Raw genomic sequence first — 22,187 nt, forward strand, 5'->3', positions numbered from 1 at the left:
CCCCGCTCAGCCGCTCACCGGCCAACCGGACGTCGTCGCGCGCGGGGATGTGCACGGGCTGCCGAGCAGCCTGCGTACCTCGCGCTCCACATCGCGCAGGCTCCGGGCGGGCCGTGAGAAGGCCATGCGGATGTCGTGATCGCCTGCCGGGGACTCCACCCGCAGGCGCAGCCCGAAGCGGTCGAGCCCGAGCGGGCGGAGCGGCCCAGCGGGCACGCTCGGCGGTACGTGCCGCGTCAGCTCGCACAGCACCTCCGGGTGACCGGACTCCAGGTGTGCCAGCCACCGGGACTCCCAGCGGCTGAACGGGTCCGGCAGCGCCGCGCAGAACTCCGGGAGGCGAACCGGCTCGGTGCCCTCGCCGTCGGACAGTACGACCGAGACGGGATGCACGCAGAGCACGCTCGCGCCGTGCCCGACATCCAGCAAGCCCGGATGCGGGGTGCGCTCGGCGATGCGGAGCGCGCGGTCGTGCGCCTCTACGGCATCGAGCAGGCGCACGTCCCCTGTGATCCACAACAGTCCCCTGGCAGGTTCACGCAGCCCCACCGGTGCGACGTCGACGAGCTCGACCACGCTCGTGGCACGCAGGCTACCGTCCGCTGTGGCCACCTGATCCGCCTTGTCACTGCCGAATACCAGGCTGAGCGTGCCGTCCGAGTGCAGGTGGTGCAGCTCAGCGGCTACCGGCGCCGGATCGGGGCCGTCGCCGGTAGCCGGCGTCGCGAGCGTCACCGGTCCACGGCGGACCACGATCGACTTGGCCCGCTCCGCCGGTTCCGGGGTCGGGGGGCGTCGAGTCACGGCGTGCCTCCTCCCTCTCGACTAATAAGGTTAGCCTAACCAATATTGCCGATGCGGGAAAGAGGGCTCCTCGAACGGAGGACGCGAGCCCGCGCGGGGAGGGAGCCGAAGGTGACCTCGGTTCCGTAGAGGGAGCCAAGGGTCACATTGGGCTCCCCCCCCCCTCGGCGGGCCGGGCGGCCACCGACCTCGTGGGAGCCGCCTACAGCAGGGCGGACCAGTAGTCCCAGAACACCCACACGATCAGGGCGGCGATGCCGAGGAACCACAGGGCGAGCACGAACGTGTGCAGCCGCGCCACCCGGTCGACCAGCCACGCGACGGGGCCGGGCAACCAGAGCTCGTGGCGCAGCACGCGCAGCAGCGTGTACCAGAAGATCGGTACCGTCACCGCCCACACGACCATGCAGTACGGGCAGAGAGCCTCGATCGTGTACAGGCTGTGATAGATCAGCCAGTGCACGAGCAGCAGGCCGAACGTCGTGCCCGCCAGCATCCCCAGCCAGTACCACCGGGGCGGCCGGAACGCTGCCAGCAACCCCACACCGGACGTGACGACCACGGCGAACCCCGCGATCCCCATCAGCGGGTTGGGGAAACCGAACGCCTCGGCCTGCGGGCTGTCCATGACCGACCCGCAGGCGACCACCGGGTTGATACTGCAACTGACGACATAATCGGGGTCGCGCAGCGACGCCACCCGCTCGATCATGAGCGTGGCCGAGGCCACGAACCCGATGGCACCCGCCACGAGGTAAAGCCAGCCGAGCGTGTGGATCCCGGGGCCGCCCCGCTCGCGCGCTCCGCTCGTGATCGCCGGGACGGTCACCGGCCCAGCTCCTCGTCGATCGTCTCGCGCAGCTCCGCGTCGATGGCCTGGAAGCCCTTACTCTCCGGCTCGAACTTCACGCCGTTGACGAAGAAGGTGGGCGTACTGCTCGCACCGGCCTCCTCGGCGTCGGCGAGGTCCCTGCTCACCCGCTCGCGCACTTCCGGCGAGTCCATGTCCGCACGGAAACGCTCCACGTCAAGGCCGATGTCCTCGGCGTAGCCCGCGAACATCTCGCGGGCGCGCTCCACGTCCTCGCTCGGCCGCTGACCGCTCTCGTCGCGCGCCCACTCCGTGTAGTTGTCGAACAGCGCGTGGTACATCTCCGAATGGGAGTCCTGCAGCGCCGCCGCCTCGGCTGCATACGCCGCCGGCTCCGCGAGGGGGTGCATGTCGAGCGGGAGGTTGCGCACCACGAACGTGATCTCGCCTTCGTAGTCGCGCTCGAGTTCCCGGGTGATGTTCTGGTAGAAGCCCGCACAGGCACCGCACTGGAAGTCCAGGAACTCCACCACGGTGACCTCGCCGTCCTCGGCCTCGGTCAGGGTGTGACTGCCCTCCGGGTGCAGCACCTCCGCAGGCACCGCCTCGTCGTCCGCCCCGCCGCCGAACAGCAGCACGCCACCGATCACCAGCACCGCTACTACCACGACAGCGGCGGTCAGCACGATGTTGAGCGAGATCCCGCCACCGCGCGCGTCCTTGGTCACATTCGACATCGTGTTCTACACGCCTTCCCACCCGACTGTGTGTGCGTACGCGTGAGTGACCACCGCACCCCTCCGCGCCGTCCAACCCCATCCTGGGCGTCGTCGCGAGCGGCCGACTGGCCAATTCTCGCTCAACGTACCTGATCGGCGCGCTGTCAGGGCAGGCCACCTTGCGGACCGCTGGCCGCCACGATGCACCCGCGTTCGGGCTGACCTGCCGGGGCCCGACTCCGACCGTGGCCGCGTCGGTCCCCGGTCACCCGGTCAGAACGTCGTCCACAGAGGTCCGTCGCCACGCGGCGCCGACGCCGTCGATGGCCTGCTCGCCCTACCGGACGACGTCACGACCGAGCACGCTAGCGGTGCCTGCTTTCCGGCCGTAACAGTGCGCCCACCGCCGCCACGAACAGCAGCAGAAACACCACGACGCCAACCGACATCGCCGCGACCAGCCCGTGGCCGAACGCCTCGCGCAGGACGTCGAGCAGCCTCTCGCCCGCCCCGGCCTGCAGCCGTCCGGCGGCGCCGAAGCCTTCGGCGGGACCGGCCCGCGCTGCCGCGGCCGCGTCCTCCGGCACCCCCGCGGGGAGGTGCTCGAGCACGCTCCGCCCGTATACCAGCAATCCCAGGCTGCCGAGCAACGCGGTACCGAGCGCCTGTCCCATCTCACCGGCGACCTCCTGCACCGCCGCGGCCGAACCCGCGCGCTCGAGCGGGGCCGTGCCGATGATCAAGTCACTGCCCAGCGTCACCACCGCACCCGCGCCGATCCCCGCGACACCCACCCCGGCCATCAGCGCGGCGGGCCCCGCGTCGATCCCGATCACCGCGGAGAAGGCCAGGCCGACCACGCCGAGCAGCGAACCGAGCCCCATCGCGCACACGTGCCGCATCCATCGCGCCAACAGCGGCGCGAGCAGCGCCCCGACCAGGTTCGCGCCCGCGAAGGGCAGCATCCACACACCCGCACCCAGCGGGGAAAGCCCGACCACCCATTGCAGGTACTGCGTGAGCAGGAACAGCAGTCCCCCGAGCGCGAACACGGTGAGCAGGACGGCCCCCACCGACGCGCCGAACGCGCGCTCGGCGAACAGGGTCAGGTCCAGCAACGGATCGGCCAGCCGCAGCTGCCTGCGTACGAACACCACCGCGAACGCAAGGCCGGCTACGACAGGAACCAGGTAGGCGGGCCGGAAACCGTGTTCGACCATCTCCTGCAGCCCGTAGATCACCCCGAGTACCGCGCCGAGCGACAGGCCCACGCTGATGAGGTCGAGCGGCCGGGAGTCCGGGTCGCGGTACTCCGGAAGTACGAACGGCCCCGCCGCCACGAGCAACACAAGGGCAGGCAGGTTGACCAGGAACACCGAACCCCACCAGAAGAACTCCAGCAGCGCCCCGCCCAGCACCGGCCCCAGCGCACCCCCAGCCGTGAACGCGCCCGTCAGCAACGAGATCGCGATCCTGCGCTGCCCGGCGTCGTGGAACATGTTGCGCAGCAGGGCGAAGGACGAGGGCATCAGCGTCGCGCCCGCCACACCGAGCAGTGCGCGTGCCGCGATGAGCATCCCCGCGCTCGTCGAGTACGCCGCGACCACCACGAGCGCCGTGAACACGGCCCCGCCGCCCAGCAACAGCCTGCGGCGGCCGACGCGGTCACCCAACCTGCCCATGGTGATCAGGAAACCGCCGACGAGGAAGCCGTACACGTGCAGGATCCACAGCATCTGTGCGGTGCCGGGATGAAGATCGGTCGCGATCGAGGGCATGGCGAGGAACAGCACGGTCAGATCCGTGGCCAGCACCAGCACCGGCAACGTCAGGACCGCCAGCCCCAGCCACTCACGCCACGTGGCGCGGTCCACGCCTCCGGAGGGTGCGGATCCTTCCGTGTACGACGTGGCCATGGCGTCCCTTCGGTAGCGTTGAGTCATCACCACATCTGGCGCGAGACTCGATCTCGCAGCGCGAGACACCGTCCGCCATACGGCACACCCCTGGGGAGGTGATCACGTCGTGACGGCATCTCGGCTGATCGGCCGCGACCATCCACACACCGTGCTGCGTGCCGAGCTCGACCGGACGGTGCACAGTCACGGCGGCCTCGTACTGGTGGCCGGCGAGGCCGGCATCGGCAAGACCTCCCTGGTCATCGAGGCCGCCAGGGAAGCAGGCGCGCAGGGCGCCCTGGTGCTCAACGCCGCCACCTGGGACCGGGAAGGCGCACCCGACTACTGGCCATGGGTACAGGTCATCCGCGGTCTGCGCCGGGCAGCCACCCCCGATGAATGGCGGGCCGTGGAGTCGGTGGCTGGGCGGGGCCTGGCATACGTGCTCGGCGAGGCCGACGACACGCCGGACAGCGCCGACGCGGCCGGGGACGCCACCTTCCGCGTCCAGGACGCGGTTACCAGCGCGCTCGTCATGGTCTCGCAGCACAGACCACTCGTCGTGGTGCTCGACGACCTGCACTGGGCGGACCCCGCGTCGGTCAGGTTGCTCGAGTTCGTCGCGCGGCACACCTGGTTCGAGCGGCTGCTGCTCATCGGCACCTACCGCGACGTCGAGGTCGACACCGCCGAGCACCGGTTGCGGGAGACATTCCCCCCGCTACTGACCAAGGCCACCACCCTGACCCTGACGGGACTCGACGTCGAGCAGGTGCGCGAGGTCATCGCCCGCACCGTCGGCGAGATGCCCAGCGAGGACACGGCGGCCGCGGTGCACCGCCGCACCGGCGGCAACCCGTTCTTCGTCGAGCAGGCGGTCCGGCTGTGGCACGGCGGTGGCTCGACGGAGGCGATCACGCCAGGGATCCGGGAAACCCTGGATGCCCGGCTGGCGCACCTTCCTTCCGAGGTCGTGGACCTGCTGTCCACGGCAGCGATCCTCGGCCGCGAGTTCGACAGGGAGGCACTCGCGGCCGCTGCGGGAACCGGCACCACCGAGCTCGACGGGCTGCTCGGCCGGGCCGTCTCCGCACGGTTGGTGACCACCGTCGACCCGGGCTGCTACGCCTTCGTCCACGACCTCGTACGCGAGGCGCTGCATGCGCGCATGGACCGCGTCGAGGCACGACGGAGGCACGCTGCCGTGGTGCGCGGCATGCGACGCGCGAAGGTCTATCCCGGCACGTTCGGGCCCGGCGACCTGGCCCACCACGCCTACCTCGCCGTTCCCGAGATCGCACCCGAGGACGCCAGGGAGTACCTGCTGGCGGCCGCGCCCGACGCCTGCGGCAGGCTCGCCCCGGAGGAGCTCACCGGCCACTACGATCGCGCGCTCGAGCTGGTCCCCGACGACGATCCCGCGCTGTACGCGCGGATCGCGCTGGAACTGGGATCGGCGCAGCACTGCGCTGGCCTGCTCACCCGGGCGCGCGCCACCTTCGACGAGGTCGTGCGGGTCGCGCGCGAGCTCGACGACCCGCGGCCGCTCGCGCGCGCAGCGCTGGGACGGCACGGGCTCGGGCTCGCCGAGCCGGATACGGACGGCAGGCGCGAGATCGACCTCCTCGACGAGGCGCTGGCTCGGCTGGCCGCACACGACCTCGCCCAGGACGACCCCCTGATCGTGCGCACGCTTGCCGCGGCGGGCAGGACCCGCGCGCACGCGGCGCCTGGGGACCGGCGGGCCTCGGAGCTCAGCGCGCGCGCCGTCGAGCTCGCACGCACCTGCGGTGACGACGAGGCGGTCGGTTTCAGCCTGCTGGCACGGCACGACACGATCTGGAAGCCGGGGACCGCGCCCGAACGGGGGGCGCTGGCCGAGGAAATGATCACGGTCGGGCTGCACGACCACGACATCGAACTGGAGATGCACGGGACGCTGCTGCGCATGGTCGCCCTGCTTGAACAGGGTGACCCGCGCGCGCTCGACGCGCACACCTCGTTCGTGACGCTCGCCGAGCGTGCACAGCTACCCCGGTTCCGCTTCCTGGCCCGTTCCAGGACGGGGGCGATCGCCACCATGCAGGGCCGGTTCGACGAGGCCCGCGAGGCCATCGACAGCGCCTTCGCGCTCGGTGAGCACCTGGAGGAGGCGGACCGGTTCCGCCTGTGGCAGGAGCAGCGCTGGGCCCTGTCGCTTATGGAGGGCGACTTCGACGCGGCCGACCGGGTGATCGAGAAGTACCACGGCGACGGGTCGGACTACGCGTTGATCCCGGAGGTCATCACCGCCGCGCAGCGTGGTGACGCCCAGAGCGTCCGGCACCGACTACCCGGCATCATCGCGCTCCGCGACGAGTACCCCGGCATGTTCACTCCCGTCGTGCTGCGAGCCCAGGCACAGGTCGCCGCGGGTACCGGGGATGCCGAGCTGTGCGAGCAAGCGCGTGCGTCGCTGGCTGGGTACCGGGACCTGTGGGCCGTGGTCGCCGGTGGCGGGACGTCGTACGGGCCGTACAGCTTCTGGCTCGCTCAGCTCGACGCGGCCGAGATGCGCTGGGACGAGGCCATCGACGGGTTCACCGCCGCGCGAGACGCGGCCGACGCCCTCGACGCCCGGCCGTGGTCGCTCGACGCGCGCCTGCACCTGGCCCGCGCGCTGCTGGGGCGCTCAGCGCCCGGCGACGCCGCGACCGCCTCGGAGTTGCTGGCCGGGGTTGCGAGCGCGGCCAGCGAGATCGGCATGCGCGACACGGCCGAACGCGCCAGAAGCATCGCGCCCGCACCGGCCGAGTCGAACGGCACCGCCGCCGCGTCGGGCACGCCGGGAGCGGCGGAAGATCCCGCCGCGACATGGGCGACGGGGGCGGAGCGCACGCGCGACGAGTTCCGCCACGACGGTCGGGTGTGGAACCTGACCTTCGCGGGACGGACGGTCCACCTACCGGACGCCAAGGGCCTGCGCGACCTGCACACGCTGCTCAGCAGGCCGGGGACCGAGATCCCCGCGGTCGAACTGGTCAACCCGGACGGCGGCGACACCATGCGTGCCGAGCGGAGCCTCGGCGCCGACCCGGTACTCGACGAACGCGCGAAGGCGGAGTACCAGCGGCGGCTGAGCGGGCTCGGCGAGGAGATCGATCGCGCCCTCGACCGGCACGACGACGCGCGGGCGGCGGCTCTGGACCAGGAGCGGGAGGCCCTGCTGGACGAGCTGCGTACCGCGAGCGGCCTGTCCGGGCGCGCGCGCAAGCTCGGCGACGGCGCCGAACGCGCGCGCAAGACGGTCACGGCGCGTATCCGGGACTCGCTGCGCAGGCTCGACGAGCACCACCCGGAACTCGCCGAGCACCTGCGCGCGACCGTGTCCACCGGTGTCACATGCCGCTACCAGCCCACCCGCGCGATGTCCTGGTCGCTCTGACCGGCCGGCAGGTGGGAGCCCAAGGTGACACCGGGTTCTTCTAGGGAGCCGAACGTGACATCGGGCTCCTACCCGGGCACGGCCTCGCATCGCCAGATCCGGTCTCGCGCCTTCGGTGTGCGACGCACCGAAGGCGTATCAGACGCAGGAGGAACGAATGTCCAGCAGCACAGCGCCCACCACGACCACCGACCGGCTCCGTATCGCCGTCATCATCGGAAGTACCCGCCCGGGCCGCGCGGGTAAGCCGATCGCGGACTGGTTCCTGACCCAGACCCGGTCCCGCACGGACATCGAGGTCGACATGATCGACCTGGCCGAGGCCGAGCTGCCGGCCATCCTCGCCGGAAACGACGACGGATCACTCCCGGCCGAGGTGACCGCGGTGGGCGAGCGCCTGGCGGACGCGGACGGCTTCGTCGTCGTCACGCCCGAGTACAACCACGCCTACCCGGCCGCGCTGAAGAACGCCATCGACTGGTTCTACGGCGAGTGGTCCGCCAAGCCCGTCGCCTTCGTCTCCTACGGCGGCGCGGCCAAGGGCATCCGCGCCGTGGAGCAGCTACGCCAGGTGTTCGCCGAGGTGCACGCCACCACGACCCGCGACGGCGTGAGCATCGACCTCGGCCACACCGACCGGCTCGGCTGGCCGAGCTCACCCGGCGTGGACGGCGCGGCGAAGCTCATGCTGGACCAGCTGACGTGGTGGTCGCGGGCCCTGCGCACGGCACGCGCCGAACATCCGTACGTCGCCGCGGGGTAACCGGCCCCGGCATTCCGGAGGCAGGTGGGAGCCGAAGGTGACAGCGGTTCCATAGACGGAGCCCGATGTCACCTTCGGCTCCCACCTAGCCCGGGCTGTGCGCGCGCACCCTGCCCGCGGCGAGCAGGATGCCGCCGAGCAGGTGCCGGCGGAACCACTCGGTGCGGTACAGGTAGCTCTCGTGGCCGAGCGCGGTGTAGAACGACGTCCCGCCGAGGTTGCTGTGGCACCAGCTCATCGGGTGGTCGCCCATGCGGCCACTCTCGCCAGGAAGGAAGTCCTCATTGAACTCCCCGTCCCCGTCGAAGGGGATGTTGCTGGTGTTCGGGTCCGGCAGGTAGGTGCGCTCGTCGATCGTCAGCAGCACGCGCACCTCCGGTCGCGGATTGTGGTCGAACGAGTAGAACTCGTCGAACACGGTGAACCGGTCAGGCAGATGCGCGGTCGCGGGATGCTCGGGGGCCTCGTTGTCGAACCGCGCCGCCTGCTGGAGCGGGTGCGTGTGGAAGTAGGCACCGACGAGCCGGCCGTAGAACGGCCAGTCGTACTCGGTGTCCGATGCGGAATGCACGCCGACATAACCGCCGCCCGCGCCGATATAGCGCTCGAGCGCCCGTCGCTGCCCCGCGGTGTCCATCACGGTTCCCGTGGTGTTCAGGAAGATCACGGCACTGTACCGGTCGATCTCCCCTGCGGCGAACACGGCCGGGTCCTCCGTGGCATCGACACCGAAGCCGTTGCTCGCCCCCAGCTCCTCGATCGCAGCGATACCGTCCGGAATGGACGCATGCCGGAAACCGGCGGTACGGGAGAACACCAGAACCCGGAACGGCCGGGAACCGGACCGTCGCCCGGGACTCGCCGCGGCTACCCCGGACGCGCCGAGCATCGGTACCGACAGCGCCAGCGCCCCCGACCGCAGCGCCGTACGCCTCGTCCGCGGTGATACCGGACCGTCGGGCATGTCAACTCCCTCCCTGCCGCGAACCGCCCGCGATGCCGCGCGCGATCCGCAGCGCGTTGGCCATGATCGTCAGAGTCGGGTTGAAACCCGGGAACGTCGGGAAGGTGGAGGCGTCGGCGACGTAGACGTTGTCGACCTCGTGCATCCGCCCGCTGCCGTCACACACCGAGGTCGCCGGGTCCTCACCCATACGTGCGGTACCACCGAGGTGCGCACTGTAGGTCGCGCCGTCGGAGATCACCGGGTACGGCACGAACGCCGAGGCGATCGCGCCCGGCGCCAGCTGATGGAACGCCTGCATCCGCGGCCCGAGCAGCATCGCCGCCGCCTTCTCGTGCTGGTGCGGGCTGTAGGTGATGCGCGCCGACGGTATGCCGAGGAAGTCCGTCACCTCCGGGTCGAGATCCACCCGGTTGTCCGCCTGCGGGAGGTCCTCGTGCCACATGGCCGACCCGCCGATCCTCGTGTAGGTCAGCGCGGCCTTCATCAGCTCCTTGTGCGCCTGCCCGTAGCCGACCAGCCCGGCATACAGCTCCGCGCTCTCCAGCAGCGGCATCGCGCCACCCACCTGGACCATGGCGCCCTTGACGTAGGGCACCCCGAGAGCCTTGACCTCGGGGCCGGTGAACGGCCCCACCAGGTCGTCCAGCTGTAACGCGTTGCTCTGCGAGCGAAGCGGGTGCACGTCCTCGCCGAACACCGCGACCGCAAGGGTGAGGTTGTGGAACATCATGTTCCTGCCGAGCTGGCCGGAACCGTTGCCGAGCCCGTCCGGGTGCGCTCCGGTCGCCGAGAGCAGCAACAGGCGCGCGGTGTTGATCGGGCTGCCTGCCACCACGACGATGTCCCCGGAGACCGCGTGCTCGCGGCCCGACATGTCCAGATACCGCACCCGCCGCGCGCGGTGGCCCTTCCGGGTGGTGTCGATGCGGTGCACGAACGCCCTGTCGATGACCCGCACCCGTCCGGTGCCCACAGCGGGGTTGAGCCAGGAGACCAGGGCGTCGCCGCGCGCGTTGATCGGGCAGCCGTACCCCGAGCACAGCCCGCAGGAGTTGCACGCGGGCCTGCCGTCGAACCCGGTCGAGTTCACCGCGGCCGGTTGCGGGTACGTCGTGTAACTGGCCCGCCGTGCCCCTTCCCCCAGCAGCGAGCCCACGTAGGGCACCGGGTTCGGGGGCATCTCGAAGCCCGCGCTGCGGGGTGACTGCTCGAGAGTGCGGGAGGGCATCGCGTCGATGTCTCCCTGCACCCCGACGCGCCGCTCGACCTCGTCGTAGTACGGCTCGAGGTCGTCGTAGCCGATGGGCCAGTCGGCCACCTGCGCGCCCTCCACGGGACCGTGGTCGGACAGCTGTGTGAAGTCCTGCTTCCAGAAGCGCGGTGTCTTCGCGTTGTAGTGCAGCGTCGTACCCCCGACGGCCGCGCCAAGCTGGCCGAGCGCGCCGCGTGCCGAGCGGGCCGTGCCGTCGGCGGCCTCGGCCTGAGTACGGGTGGTGTACGGCTCCAGAAGCCCGTCCGGGAACCCCATCGCACGGGAGACGTTCTTGATCTCGTCGCTGCCGTACCGGGTGCCCAGCTCGCCACTGGGACGCTCGCCGAGCCCCTCCCGCAGGTGCCTGCCCCGTTCCAGCACGGTCACAGACCAACCGTTGCGCGCGAGCTCCCAGGCCACCACGCTGCCCGCTGCGCCCGAACCGATGATCACGGCCTCACCAGCCATCCGTGGACCCTCCCTCCTCGCCGCGCACGGCCCCGTGTCGCTTGGCCGCGGCGACGGCCGAGCCGACCTCGCCGCGCAACCCGCTCAGCAGCCCGCCGCTGCGGGCGAGTACGCCACGAACAGCGTCGGGGTGGGCCAGCGCGAGGGCGGCCACCAGCTCGTCCGCCGGCACGACGCCCGGCAGCGGCGCCACGGGCCCGGCGTGCCGGTCGGGTTCTTCGACCTCCTCGCGTGTCCAGCCCCGTGGCTGCACATCTCCCGGGTACCCCGTGTAGTCCCAGGCAGCGAGGTCGGCGTTGCCGCCGTACTCGGGCGCGCCGTACTGGAACTCGAAGGTGTGCGGCACCGCCACGTCCATCAAGGCGGTCACCGCGGGGTCCCGCGAGGTGGCCAGCAACAGGTCCTGTTCCGGCGCGGTCAGGTCGGCGAACCGGCGCCCGCCGACGGCTGCCTCGTCCAGCGCGGCAAGGCCGTCCCGGTAGATGGTCTGGAACCCCGTGACGGGTCCGTTGAACGTCCGTTCCGGCCGGTCGCGCGAGCCCTCGATCCGTAGCCGCCAGGCCGTCTCCTCATAGGAGTCCAGCGGGAGGAACTCGGCGAAATGGTTCACGGGACTGCCCGCCCTGTCGGAGAAGGGCGCGCCTGCGAAGATCAATGGCGGGTCCTCGCGGAACGCGCCGAGCAGCCCGTCGATGGCCTCCGCGCACCCGGAACGGGCACCACCCGGCGTGGCATGGTCCTCCGGCACGATCCTGTCGACAACCGCGCGCAGGGTCTCCAGCTCGGCACGTGTCAGGTAGCGCGGCTGCTCGGCCGAACCCCGCGGTACCGCCACGGCCTGCCGCATACCACCGCCGGTCAGCGGCGCGAAGACCGCGACAGCGACCGCGCCGGTACCGCGCAGGAGCACCCTGCGGGGAACCCAGCGATCCCCTCCTCCGCTCGCCATTCGTCGCCTCCACTCGCGTCCACGGTCGGCCCCGCTCCCGCCGGGCGGGACGGGTGCCGTGTCATCGCGGGGAGTCTAGGCATCACATCGACAGAATGTGAACATGTTTCACCAAAACAGCGCAGCGCGTCAGTCCCCACCGGCTTCGCCACGCGCGAAGTCGACGACCTGCTCGCCGATCGCACGCAGGGTCGCCTCGACCCTCGGCTCGTTGGCGCCGCCTGCCTCGTCGAACTTCGTCTCGACCGAGTTCACCGCGCCACCAAGGGGTGTCGGCCAGCCGCGCAGCGCGTGCACGGTGGTGCGTAGCTGGTTCAGCGTGGTCACAGCGGCCTGCCACCCGAAGGCGACAGCGATCGACCCCACAGCGCGCCCGTGCAGGTACGGACGGCCGTCCGCGTGCAAGTCCTCTATGTAGTCCAGTGCGTTCTTGACCAGCCCGGAAAGCCCACCATGATAGCCGGGGGAGGCGATCACCACTCCGTCGGCTGCGCGGACCGCGTCGAGCAGCTGCTCGGCCGCGGGGGTGCGCTCGCTCATCGCGATGTCGTAGAACGGCAGGACGAGATCCTCACCGGTGATCACACTGGTCGCCGCCCCCTCATCGGCCGCCCCGTCCAGCGCGATGCGCAGCGCGCGTTCGGACTGCGACCCCGCGCGCAACGAGCCGCCGATACCAACAACTGTGATCGTCATGACGTGACTTCTCCAGGCATACGGGCACGGATACGCCGACCACCGTACGACCTCGACAGCACTTCAAGTCCAGTCTTACCCGAACAGTTGACACGCGCCACACCCCACACCGCCACTTCCCGCGCAGGTCCGTCAGCCATTCCGATGATGTCCCGGCCGGACTGTGCCGTAGGCCACCATCCCCATGACCGGGAGCACATGACAAACTCCGGGTATCCGAATGTCCAGGAGGACGTCTCATGACCACGTTGACCCAGCGCGTACCGCTGGGCGCGCAAGCAGCAGGCCTTCGCGCCACCTTCGCCCTGCCGCGCCCCGTGCAGCGACGCATAGCAGGCAAGCCGGTCCGTGTCGACAGCCAGGAGCTCGCCCTCGATGCGCAGCTGCTGCTGCGGCTGTTCGATCTCTCCGGGATGAGCCTCAGCGGCTTGAACGATCCCGTCGCGGCGCGCGCGCAGCTGGACGCGTCCTCGTCGATGACAGCCGGGCCCACCATCCAGCCGGTGATCACCCGCGAGCTGCGCATACCCACACCGGATGGCTCGCTCGATGCGCGCCTGTACAGCCCCGCCGGCGTCACGGCACCCGCCCCCTTGCTGGTCTTCTACCACGGCGGTGGGTGGGTCATCGGCAATGTGGACAGCCATGACAACGTCGCTCGCCTGCTGGCCAAGCAGGGTGGCGTGCGAGTGCTGTCGGTGAACTACCGGCTCGCCCCGGAGAACCCGTTCCCCGCCGCTGTCGACGACGCGCTCGCCTCGTTCGAGTACGCGCACGGCCACGCCGCGGAGCTGGGGATCGACCCGGCCCGCATCGCCGTCGGCGGGGACAGCGCGGGCGGCAACCTCGCTGCCGTCGTCGCCCACCAGACGACCCGCGGGAAGGGACCCGCTCCCGCCTTCCAGCTCCTGATCTACCCGGCGGTCGACTTCACCACCCGGGCCCCGTCCCGCGACCTGTTCGCCGACGGGTTCTTCCTCACCCGCGAGGACATGGACTGGTTCGAGGACCTCTACCTCCCCGCCGGTACGGACAAGGCCGACGAGCGCCTGTCCGTGCTGCGCGCGGCCGACCTCTCCGGCCTGCCGCCCGCCTACGTGGTCACCGCTGGCTTCGACCCGCTCCGCGACGAGGGCGAGGCCTACGCCGGGGCCCTGAACAAGGCGAACGTGCCGGTGGCCCTGAGCAGGCAACCGGACCTGATCCACGGGTTCGTCAACTTCATCGGGCTCGGCGGCCGGTTCCGCGAGGCGACCTCGGAGATCTCCGCCGCCCTGCGCACCGGCCTCACCCTGGCAGGTCGCTAGCGCCGTCGCCACGGCCATCCGCTGGTGACGAGGCCCCACCGCGCACATGCCGGGGTCCGGCGGGCAGCGCCCGCCGGACCCCGGCTGGAATGTGCATCCTCAGAAATATCCGTTCCGGGAGGAATGACCGAACCGGAGGACCCGGACCGTCACGGAAGGTCGGCCCCCGATTCGTCGCCGCCCTCCTCCGATTCGCCGGAATCGTCTTCTGATTCGTCACCGGACTCTTCGGCGGAATCCTCGGTCGGCAATTCAGGCATATCACCGCCGGGCAAATCAGCCACACCGCCGCCGGGCAAATCAGCTCCGATGCCGCCGCCGAGGACGCTGTCGACCAGATCGGCGATCGTCATCAGCAAGCCTTGCACGAGGTTGTTCAGCGTGCCGAGGATGCGCGGCTCCGTCCCGTCGAGCTCCTCGAGGCCGGCAGCGACCCGGTCAGCCTCCGTCCGGGCAGCCGCAGCCTGCTCGCTCACCTCGCTCGGCAGATTGTACCGCTCGCCACCAGCGATTTCCCCGAGCAGCGACTGGGCACGCTCCACCCCGGCGGCCGTGCGGTCGACATCACCGGCCTCGGCCGCCTCGGAGATCTCGGCGTGCGTCTCGCTGAGCTGCGCCGCTGCGCTGGCCGTGCTCGACGAACCCGTCGACTCATCGACAGCACTTTCCGCGGCACTCGCCGTGGCGATACTCGAACCACCCAAGGATAAAAGGCTACCGACCGCCACCACGGCAATCGAGCGAGCGAATTTCCTTCTCATCAGCTACTCCTCTCGAGGATTGCGTTCCCGCCAGATTCCATGCGTACTCGCCGAGTCGATCACGCACCAGGCGAAGAATGCGGAGCCAGCCCCGGCGAATGATCACATAGCGAATACCGGATCGCAGATTTCCCCGTAAATGATGATCAACCCACGCGGTCGTGCGAGCACTGTCGTCGGCGCTGCGTCATGACAGGCGTCGCTGTGGCCCAGTCGTCACTCTGTGGCGCGAGAATGTAACCCACACGGTTCTCACCGCACAGCACACCCCTGAACGGGGGAGAGGGCACTCCATGGAACTACCCACAGGGTCCGTTACCGCACTTCCCCATGGCCGAGTAGGTGACTCGCGACCGGTGAGCGCGCATGGCGGGCGAGCCGGATGACCGGCCGTGACTCGTAGCCCGCCCCGCGAACGAACTCGCGGGAAAGTGTAGCCGCGCAGCCTCCGCGTGCCGTACGACACGCCGGAACGGCGCGCAGCTCGATCACCCGCGCGACAGGCGGCCGGTCACTGTGCCGAGCTGACGACCCTGCGTTGACGGGAGGGCGAGGGCTCCCGCGAGGATGGAGACATGGAGACCCAAGACTTCCCCTTCACCTCCCGCGGCACGGAATGCGCCGCCTGGCTCTACCGTCCGGCCGGCGACGGCCCGCACCCGGTCGTGGTGATGGCACACGGCTTCACGGGCACGCGTGAGCTCGCCCTGACGCGCTACGCCGAGCGGTTCGCCTCCGCGGGCATCGGCGTGCTGCTGTTCGACTACCGGTACTTCGGCGCCAGCGGCGGTCAGCCGCGCCAGCTGCTGGACATCGGCAGCCAGCTCGACGACTGGCGGGCCGCGATCGCCGCGGCACGGGGCGTCTCGTGGGCCGACCCCGCCCGGATCGCGCTGTTCGGCTCGTCCTACTCGGGCGGTCACGTGGTACGCCTGGCCTCCGAGGACCGCAGGATCGCGGCGATGGTGGCACAGTGCCCGTTCTCCGACGGCGCGGCCACGACGCGCGTGATACCTCCCGTCCACGCCGTACGGGTCACCGCGCATGCCGTGCGCGACCAGGCGCGCGCGTTGCTCGGCAAGGCGCCGCACTACATTCCCGCCGTGGCCGAGCCGGGACAGCTCGGCATGATGAACACCCCGGATGCCAAGGCGGGCATGGAGGCGCTCGTCCCGGCCGAGTCGACGTGGCAGAACAGGGTCGCCGCGCGGATCGGGCTGCACGTACCGCTGTACCGGCCGGGCAGGATGGCGAAGAACGTGCAGTGCCCGGCCCTGTGGTGCGTGACCGACCAGGACACGCTCTGCCCTGCCGGCAACACCGTGAAGTGGGCGAGCACAGCCCCCCGCGCCGAGATCAAGCGTTACCCGATCGGGCATTTCGACATCTACCTCGGCGAGGACTTCGAGCGCGCGGTCGCCGACCAGACGGAGTTCCTCACGCGACACCTACTCGATTGATATATCGCTATGTCGACTTGCTCGATACCCGCGGGGTTGTGTGGCGGGATCAGGTGGCGAGGCTCGAGCGCCACGCTCACCGTCGCCGACGAGAACGGCTACGAACACGAGAGCGCGCTCGAGGAAGGCCGGCCGGTCGGCGTGCGGTTGGGCTCCTCCCGGTTCTGCGTCGGGGTCCGGCAGGACGATCGGCGCCGGTGCCCGCACGGTAGCCACATCCGCAGGAACACCTCGGAGACCCAATGCCGGTCGTGCGCGGCCACCGACCCCGGTAGGGCCATCGCGCGGGACGCGGTGGTCGACCCGAGGCCCTTCCACCTCTACCTCGCGTGGTTCGGCCCCGGCCTGCTCAAAGTCGGAATCACCACCGTCGGCAGGGGTCACAACCGGCTCGCCGAGCAAGGTGCGCTGGCATTCACCTGGCTGGCGCAGGGACCACACGAGGTCATCCGCGCGGCCGAACGCGCGGTCGCGGCGGCCCGCCTGGCGCCAGAACGGCGCAAGCGCACGACCAAGCTGGCCGGGCTGTGGGACCTCCCACCGGCGGACAGACGCCGCGCGGAGCTCGAAACCGCCTACCAGCAGGCGATACGGTGCGGCGGGTGGCCGAGCGGCCTCGAACCGCTGCCGTTCGAGGAGGTCGAGCACACCGAGATGTTCGGGCTCGACCGGCTGCCGAACACCGTCGCCGACATCACCACGCTCACACCCACCTGCGTGCTCGCCGGCTCGGTCCGCACGGTCATCGGCACCGAGCTGGTACTCGACACCGACGACGGCCCCACCATGCTCAGCGGCCGCATGCTCGCGGGCTGGCCCCTGCAGCCCACCGACGCCGCGCCCGTCGGCTACCGCACCACCCCGCGCGGTCCCGGCGAGCACGTACTGTTCTGAGCGTACGTCCCGGGCCCCAGGCCCGGGGTCATCCCTTCACGCACACGACCTGCTTGAGCCGTGTCACCACCTCGACCAGGTCGCGCTGCGCCTCGATCACCGAGTCGATGTCCTTGTACGCGGCCGGGATCTCGTCGAGGGCGCCCGCATCCTTGCGGCACTCCACGCCCCTGGTCTGCGCGGCGAGATCGCGCGCGGAGTAGGTCTTGCGCGCCTTGTTCCGCGACATCCGGCGCCCGGCGCCGTGCGCGGCCGACCGGAACGCGCGCTCGTTGCCCAGCCCGCGCACGATGTACGAGCCGGTCCCCATGCTCCCCGGCACGATGCCCAGCTCCCCGGCACCCGCCCTGATCGCCCCCTTACGTGTGACCAGCAGGTTCACCCCGTCATAGGTCTCCTCGGCGACATAGTTGTGGTGACACGAGATCGGTTCGTCGAACCGGGCCCCGCGAACCGTATCCGCAAGTGCCCTCTTCACCAGCCAGAGCATGATGGCCCGGTTACGCGCCGCGTAGTCCTGCGCCCAGAAGACGTCATGGATGTACGCGCGCATCTGCGGGGTGTCCGCGAGGAACGCGGCCAGATCCCGGTCCGGCAGGTCAGCGTTGTGCGCCAGGCCGCTGGCGATGTCGATGTGCCGCTGCGCGAGCTCGTTGCCGATCCCGCGCGACCCCGAATGCAGCATCAGCCACACCCGGCCGTCGTCCGGGCCGCCCTGCTCGAGGCAGACCTCGATGAAGTGGTTGCCGCCACCGAGAGTGCCGAGCTGGCTTCTCGCGCGGTCAGCCATACCCCGCACGCCCGGGTGAAGGTTGCCGAAGTCCCGCCAGAACGCGTCCCAGTCACCGGTGCCAGGGACGCTGCCGGTATCCACCGGACTCCGGTGCACGGCCGAGCCGACGGGCACGGCGGCCTCGATGCGCTTGCGGAGCTTTCGCAGGTTAGCGGGCAGGTCGTCGGCATGCAGGGACGACGGCACGGCGCTCATGCCACATCCGATGTCGACCCCGACCGCGGCCGGGCAGACCGCGTCGCGCATGGCGATCACGCAGCCGACCGCAGCGCCCTTGCCCAGGTGCACGTCCGGCATCACCGCGAGCCCGTGCGTCCACGGGAGGTTCGCGATATCGCGCAGCTGCCCCATCACCGCCTCATCCACCGAAGCGGGGTCGGCCCACATCCTGATCGGCGCACCCGTCTCCCCGAGGGTCATGCGCGTTGCCCTCCTTGGCCTCGTACCTGCCGGCAGCGGTCGCCGTGACCTGCGGGACAAATCAGTTGCACGTCCGTACCAGAATGCGTTGTGATGGTCCGCATGCCGCTGCGGGACTACCGTCGCATGTTCGCCTACCGCCAGGTGCCGACGGCGATGCTGCTCACCTTCCTCGCCCGTGTCCCCATGACGGCCATGGGGCTCACCCTCACCCTGCACATCGTCAGCGCGCTGGGCATGGGATACGGGGCAGCCGGCCTCGTCGGGATGATGACCACGGTAGGCACAGCCGCCGCCGCACCGTTCATCGGCAGGATGCTCGACCGGCACGGCCTGCGCCCCGTGATCGCCGCGTGCACGACCGCCTCGGCCGCCTACTGGATCAGCGCGCCGCACCTGACGTACCCGCTGCTGCTGATCCTCGCGTTTCCCGCGGGGATGCTGGCGGTGCCAGCCAGCCCGGTCATGCGCCAGATCCTCGCGGCGATCGTGCCGGCCCGGCTGCAGCGCACGGCCTACTCGCTGGACTCGATCCTCATCGAGCTCTCGTTCATGCTCGGGCCGGCCACCGGCATCCTGCTGACGACCCAGCTGTCCAGCACGATCGCCCTCACCGCCATCGGTGCCTGCTTCGGTGCCGCCGGGACCGCGCTGTACCTGGTCAACCCCCCGATCCGCACAGCGGACACCGCACACCTGCGCAAGGGCGAACGCCCGCCACTACGCGACTGGCTCACCCCCCGGCTCGCCAGGGCGCTGCTCCTGGCGGGCGGGGCCCTGTTCGTCCTCGTCGGGACCGAGCTCGCCGCGCTCGCGATACTGCGCGAGCACGACCAGGTCAGCTGGACCAGCCTGGTCATCGTCGTGATGTGCCTCGCCTCGCTCGCGGGCGGCCTGACGCACGGGGCGGTGCACAGGTCGCTGTCCCAGCCGACGCTCATGATCCTGCTCGCCGCCCTCGTGGTGCCGGTCGGCCTGGCAGGCGGGGCGTGGTGGCTGCTCGCGCTCGCGCTCATCCCGACCAACCTGATGTGCGCGCCGACATTGGCCGCAGGCGCGGAGGCGATCAGCCATCTCGCCCCGGCCAAGGTACGCGGGGAGGCGATGGGGATGCTCGACAGCGCCACCCGCCTCGGGCTCGCGATCGGCTCGCCCGCCGTCGGTTTCGTGATGGACCATTCCTCGGCGGCGTGGGGGTTCGCGGCCGCGGGCCTCGGCGGCCTGTTCATCGCGGCCGTCGCCGTGACCATCGGCAGACTGACACCGTCCACACGGGACAGGGCAGGCGAGCTGGCCGGTTCGGCAGCCTGAACGGCTCCGCACAGCCGTACTCGCGCCTGTGCGACGGGTCGTAGCCGTTCAGCGCGTGCACCGGGCAATCCGGCCACGTGGTGACGGCGCGGGACGCCGACCCGCCGCGCGGGCAACCGAGTCGCGCGGAGGCGCCGCTACAGCGTCTCGGCGACCAGCTCGGCGAGCTGGACGGTGTTCAGTGCCGCGCCCTTGCGCAGGTTGTCGTTGCTGACGAACAGGGCGAGACCACGGCCACCGTCGACCCCGTCATCGGCGCGGATCCTGCCGACGTAGCTGGGGTCGGTCCCCGCAGCCTCCAGGGGCGTGGGGATCTCCGCCACGGCCACGCCTGCCGCCCCGGACAGCACCTCGTAGGCCCGCTCCGGTGTGATCGGCCGCTCGAACTCCGCGTTGATCGACAGCGAGTGGCCGGTGAACACCGGTACACGCACGCAGGTGCCGGAGACGCGCAGGTCCGGGATACCGAGGATCTTCCGGCTCTCGTTGCGCAGCTTCTGCTCCTCGTCCGTCTCCGCACTGCCGTCGTCCACGAGGGAGCCGGCCATCGCCAGGACGTTGAACGCGATCGGGCGCGCGTACTTCTCCGGCTCGCCGAGCTGCACGGCGCGACCGTCGTGGGCCAGCTCCGTCGCCCTGTCCCCTGCGGCGCGCAGCTGGGCACCCAGCTCCTCGACCCCGGCCAGGCCGCTACCGGAGACCGCCTGGTACGTGCTGGCGATCAGCCTGGCGAGCCCGGCCTCGTCGTGCAGCGGCTTGAGGACCGGCATCGCGGCCATCGTGGTGCAGTTCGGGTTGGCGATGATCCCGCGGCGCGCCTCCTTGATCGCCTGCGGGTTCACCTCGCTGACGACCAGCGGCACCTCGGGATCCAACCGCCACGCCGAGGAGTTGTCGATCACGATGGCACCGGCGTCGGCGAACCGCTGCGCCTGCGCCTTCGACGTGGAGCCACCCGCGGAGAACAGTGCGATGTCCAGTCCGGACGGGTCCGCCGTAGCGACATCCTCGACCGTGACCTCGGAGTCGCGCCACGGCAGCGAGGTACCCGCCGAGCGGGACGAGGCGAAGTACCGCATCTCGGCCACCGGGAAGTCCCGCTCCGCCAGGATCCCGCGCATGACCGCACCGACCTGTCCGGTCGCGCCGACGATCCCGATCCGCACACCCTGGCTCATCAGCGACCACTCCCCGCGTAGACGACGGCTTCCTCGTCGCCGCCGAGCCCGAACGCACCGTGCAGCGCCTGCACCGCGGCATCCACATCGGCATCCCTGATCAGTACCGAGATCCGGATCTCCGAGGTGTTGATGATCTCGATGTTGACGCCCGCGTTGGCGAGCGACTCGCAGAACGTGGCCGTGACACCGGGGTGCGATCGCATGCCCGCGCCGACCAGCGAGACCTTGCCGACGTTCTCGTCGCACAGCACCGCGTCGAAGCCCGCGTCCTCCCGGACGTGCTCGAGCGCCTTCACCGCTTCCTCCGTATTGGACTTCGACAGCGTGAAGGTGATATCCGTCACCCCGGACGAGGTGCGCGAGACGTTCTGCAGCACCATGTCGATGTCGATCTCCGCGTCGGCGACCGCGCGGAAGATCTTCGCCGCGGCGCCCTCGTAGTCGGGCACATCGGTCACCGTGATCTTCGCTTCGGACGTATCGTGCGAGACGCCGGTGATCAGCGCTTGTTCCACGGGAATCTCCTCAATCGAACCGGTCACGAGCGTGCCCGGCTTGCTGCTGTAGGACGAGCGGACGCGCAACGGCACGCCGTAACGACGCGCGTACTCCACCGCGCGCAGGTGCAGGATCTTCGACCCGGTCGCGGCGAGCTCGAGCATCTCCTCGTACGGGATGGTGTCGATCTTGCGAGCGTCGTTCACGATCCGCGGATCAGCGCTGTAGACACCGTCGACGTCCGAGTAGATCTCGCACTCGTCGGCATCCAGCGCGGCGGCCAGCGCGACAGCGGTGGTGTCCGACCCGCCCCGGCCGAGCGTGGTGACGTCCTTGGTGTCCTGCGAGACACCCTGGAAGCCCGCCACGAGCGCGACATACCCTTCCGCGAGCGCCTCGGTGACCCTGCCCGGCGTCACGTCGAGGATACGTGCGTTGCCGTGGGCGGACGTGGTCACGACCCCGGCCTGCGAGCCACTGAACGACCACGCCTCGGCGCCCTGCGCGCTGATCGCCATCGCCACGAGCGCGTTGGAGATGCGTTCCCCCGCCGTGAGCAACATGTCCATCTCGCGCTCGGGTGGTGTCGGGTTCACCCGCTCCGCGAGGTCGAGCAGCTCGTCGGTGGTGTCCCCCATCGCCGAGCACACCACGACCACATCGTTGCCGGCCTTCTTCGTCTCGACGATCCGCTCCGCAACGCTCTTGATGCGATCGGCGCTCTCCAGCGACGAACCACCGTACTTCTGGACTATGAGCGCCACAGCGCGTCACCCTCCTCGCTGCGCCTCACCCCGTTCGGGCTAGCGCC

General features: G+C 70.5%; 18 protein-coding genes. 6 read left to right on the forward strand and 12 right to left on the reverse strand.

The features are described from left to right. Nucleotides 1-6: 6 nt before the first annotated feature. From H0B56_RS17875 to H0B56_RS17890, 4 genes are all read right to left on the reverse strand, one after another. On the reverse strand, nt 7-804 hold the full coding sequence (locus tag H0B56_RS17875; RefSeq protein WP_180894242.1) for a DUF2470 domain-containing protein: 798 nt from the start codon (nt 802-804) through the stop codon (nt 7-9). 202 nt (nt 805-1,006) lie between these two features. Further along, nucleotides 1,007-1,633, reverse strand: a complete 627-nt coding sequence (locus tag H0B56_RS17880; protein ID WP_180894243.1) for a vitamin K epoxide reductase family protein — start codon at nt 1,631-1,633, stop codon at nt 1,007-1,009. Next, nucleotides 1,630-2,343 (reverse strand): DsbA family protein, encoded by a 714-nt coding sequence (locus tag H0B56_RS17885; RefSeq protein ID WP_425484546.1) that lies wholly within the window; start codon nt 2,341-2,343, stop codon nt 1,630-1,632. The genes H0B56_RS17880 and H0B56_RS17885 overlap by 4 nt, the downstream gene beginning before the upstream one ends. A gap of 356 nt (nt 2,344-2,699) precedes the next feature. Next, complete coding sequence (locus tag H0B56_RS17890) at nt 2,700-4,208, reverse strand: MFS transporter (protein ID WP_180894245.1); 1,509 nt, start codon at nt 4,206-4,208, stop codon at nt 2,700-2,702. 151 nt (nt 4,209-4,359) lie between these two features. Between H0B56_RS17890 and H0B56_RS17895 the strand changes: the two genes are divergently transcribed. After that, nucleotides 4,360-7,656: an AAA family ATPase gene (locus tag H0B56_RS17895; RefSeq protein WP_180894246.1), complete on the forward strand. Its 3,297-nt coding sequence runs from the start codon at nt 4,360-4,362 to the stop codon at nt 7,654-7,656. A 157-nt stretch (nt 7,657-7,813) separates the two neighbouring features. Beyond that, the gene (locus tag H0B56_RS17900; protein ID WP_180894247.1) at nt 7,814-8,419 is read left to right on the forward strand and encodes an NADPH-dependent FMN reductase; all 606 of its coding nucleotides are present in this window, start codon (nt 7,814-7,816) and stop codon (nt 8,417-8,419) included. Between the two features lie 85 nt (nt 8,420-8,504). On the opposite strand, the gene H0B56_RS17905 is transcribed toward H0B56_RS17900, so the two are convergent. The 4 genes from H0B56_RS17905 to H0B56_RS17920 form a co-directional block, all read right to left on the reverse strand. Then, nucleotides 8,505-9,383, reverse strand: a complete 879-nt coding sequence (locus tag H0B56_RS17905; RefSeq protein ID WP_219632884.1) for a ThuA domain-containing protein — start codon at nt 9,381-9,383, stop codon at nt 8,505-8,507. Nucleotide 9,384: 1 nt separating this feature from the next. Further along, the gene (locus tag H0B56_RS17910) at nt 9,385-11,106 is read right to left on the reverse strand and encodes a GMC family oxidoreductase (protein ID WP_180894248.1); all 1,722 of its coding nucleotides are present in this window, start codon (nt 11,104-11,106) and stop codon (nt 9,385-9,387) included. Continuing rightward, complete coding sequence (locus tag H0B56_RS17915) at nt 11,096-12,055, reverse strand: gluconate 2-dehydrogenase subunit 3 family protein (protein ID WP_180894249.1); 960 nt, start codon at nt 12,053-12,055, stop codon at nt 11,096-11,098. Before H0B56_RS17915 ends, H0B56_RS17910 begins: the two co-directional genes overlap by 11 nt. A gap of 129 nt (nt 12,056-12,184) precedes the next feature. Then, the gene (locus H0B56_RS17920; RefSeq protein ID WP_180894250.1) at nt 12,185-12,751 is read right to left on the reverse strand and encodes an NADPH-dependent FMN reductase; all 567 of its coding nucleotides are present in this window, start codon (nt 12,749-12,751) and stop codon (nt 12,185-12,187) included. Nucleotides 12,752-12,990: 239 nt separating this feature from the next. On the opposite strand from H0B56_RS17920, the gene H0B56_RS17925 reads away from it, so the two are divergent. Continuing rightward, a complete protein-coding gene (locus H0B56_RS17925; protein ID WP_180894251.1) occupies nt 12,991-14,058 on the forward strand; it encodes an alpha/beta hydrolase in 1,068 nt (355 codons plus the stop codon). Nucleotides 14,059-14,207: 149 nt separating this feature from the next. Here H0B56_RS17925 and H0B56_RS17930 read toward each other — a convergent pair whose 3' ends face one another. Then, entirely contained in the window at nt 14,208-14,786 is a 579-nt protein-coding gene (locus H0B56_RS17930) for a hypothetical protein (RefSeq protein WP_180894252.1), read from the reverse strand. A gap of 608 nt (nt 14,787-15,394) precedes the next feature. On the opposite strand from H0B56_RS17930, the gene H0B56_RS17935 reads away from it, so the two are divergent. Further along, complete coding sequence (locus tag H0B56_RS17935) at nt 15,395-16,279, forward strand: alpha/beta hydrolase (protein WP_180894253.1); 885 nt, start codon at nt 15,395-15,397, stop codon at nt 16,277-16,279. A gap of 9 nt (nt 16,280-16,288) precedes the next feature. After that, nucleotides 16,289-17,173: a DUF2797 domain-containing protein gene (locus tag H0B56_RS17940; RefSeq protein WP_180894254.1), complete on the forward strand. Its 885-nt coding sequence runs from the start codon at nt 16,289-16,291 to the stop codon at nt 17,171-17,173. 28 nt (nt 17,174-17,201) lie between these two features. Here H0B56_RS17940 and H0B56_RS17945 read toward each other — a convergent pair whose 3' ends face one another. Then, nucleotides 17,202-18,386 carry an RtcB family protein gene (locus H0B56_RS17945; protein WP_180894255.1) on the reverse strand — a complete coding sequence of 395 codons (1,185 nt, stop codon included), beginning with the start codon at nt 18,384-18,386 and terminating at the stop codon, nt 17,202-17,204. Nucleotides 18,387-18,488: 102 nt separating this feature from the next. Between H0B56_RS17945 and H0B56_RS17950 the strand changes: the two genes are divergently transcribed. Further along, nucleotides 18,489-19,697 (forward strand): MFS transporter, encoded by a 1,209-nt coding sequence (locus H0B56_RS17950; RefSeq protein ID WP_180894449.1) that lies wholly within the window; start codon nt 18,489-18,491, stop codon nt 19,695-19,697. Between the two features lie 137 nt (nt 19,698-19,834). On the opposite strand, the gene H0B56_RS17955 is transcribed toward H0B56_RS17950, so the two are convergent. Beyond that, on the reverse strand, nt 19,835-20,875 hold the full coding sequence (locus tag H0B56_RS17955) for an aspartate-semialdehyde dehydrogenase (RefSeq protein WP_180894256.1): 1,041 nt from the start codon (nt 20,873-20,875) through the stop codon (nt 19,835-19,837). Further along, complete coding sequence (locus H0B56_RS17960) at nt 20,875-22,140, reverse strand: aspartate kinase (protein ID WP_180894257.1); 1,266 nt, start codon at nt 22,138-22,140, stop codon at nt 20,875-20,877. Before H0B56_RS17960 ends, H0B56_RS17955 begins: the two co-directional genes overlap by 1 nt. Nucleotides 22,141-22,187 lie beyond the last annotated feature (47 nt).

It is taken from the genome of Haloechinothrix aidingensis (assembly GCF_013450155.1).
Taxonomy (GTDB): domain Bacteria; phylum Actinomycetota; class Actinomycetes; order Mycobacteriales; family Pseudonocardiaceae; genus Haloechinothrix; species Haloechinothrix aidingensis.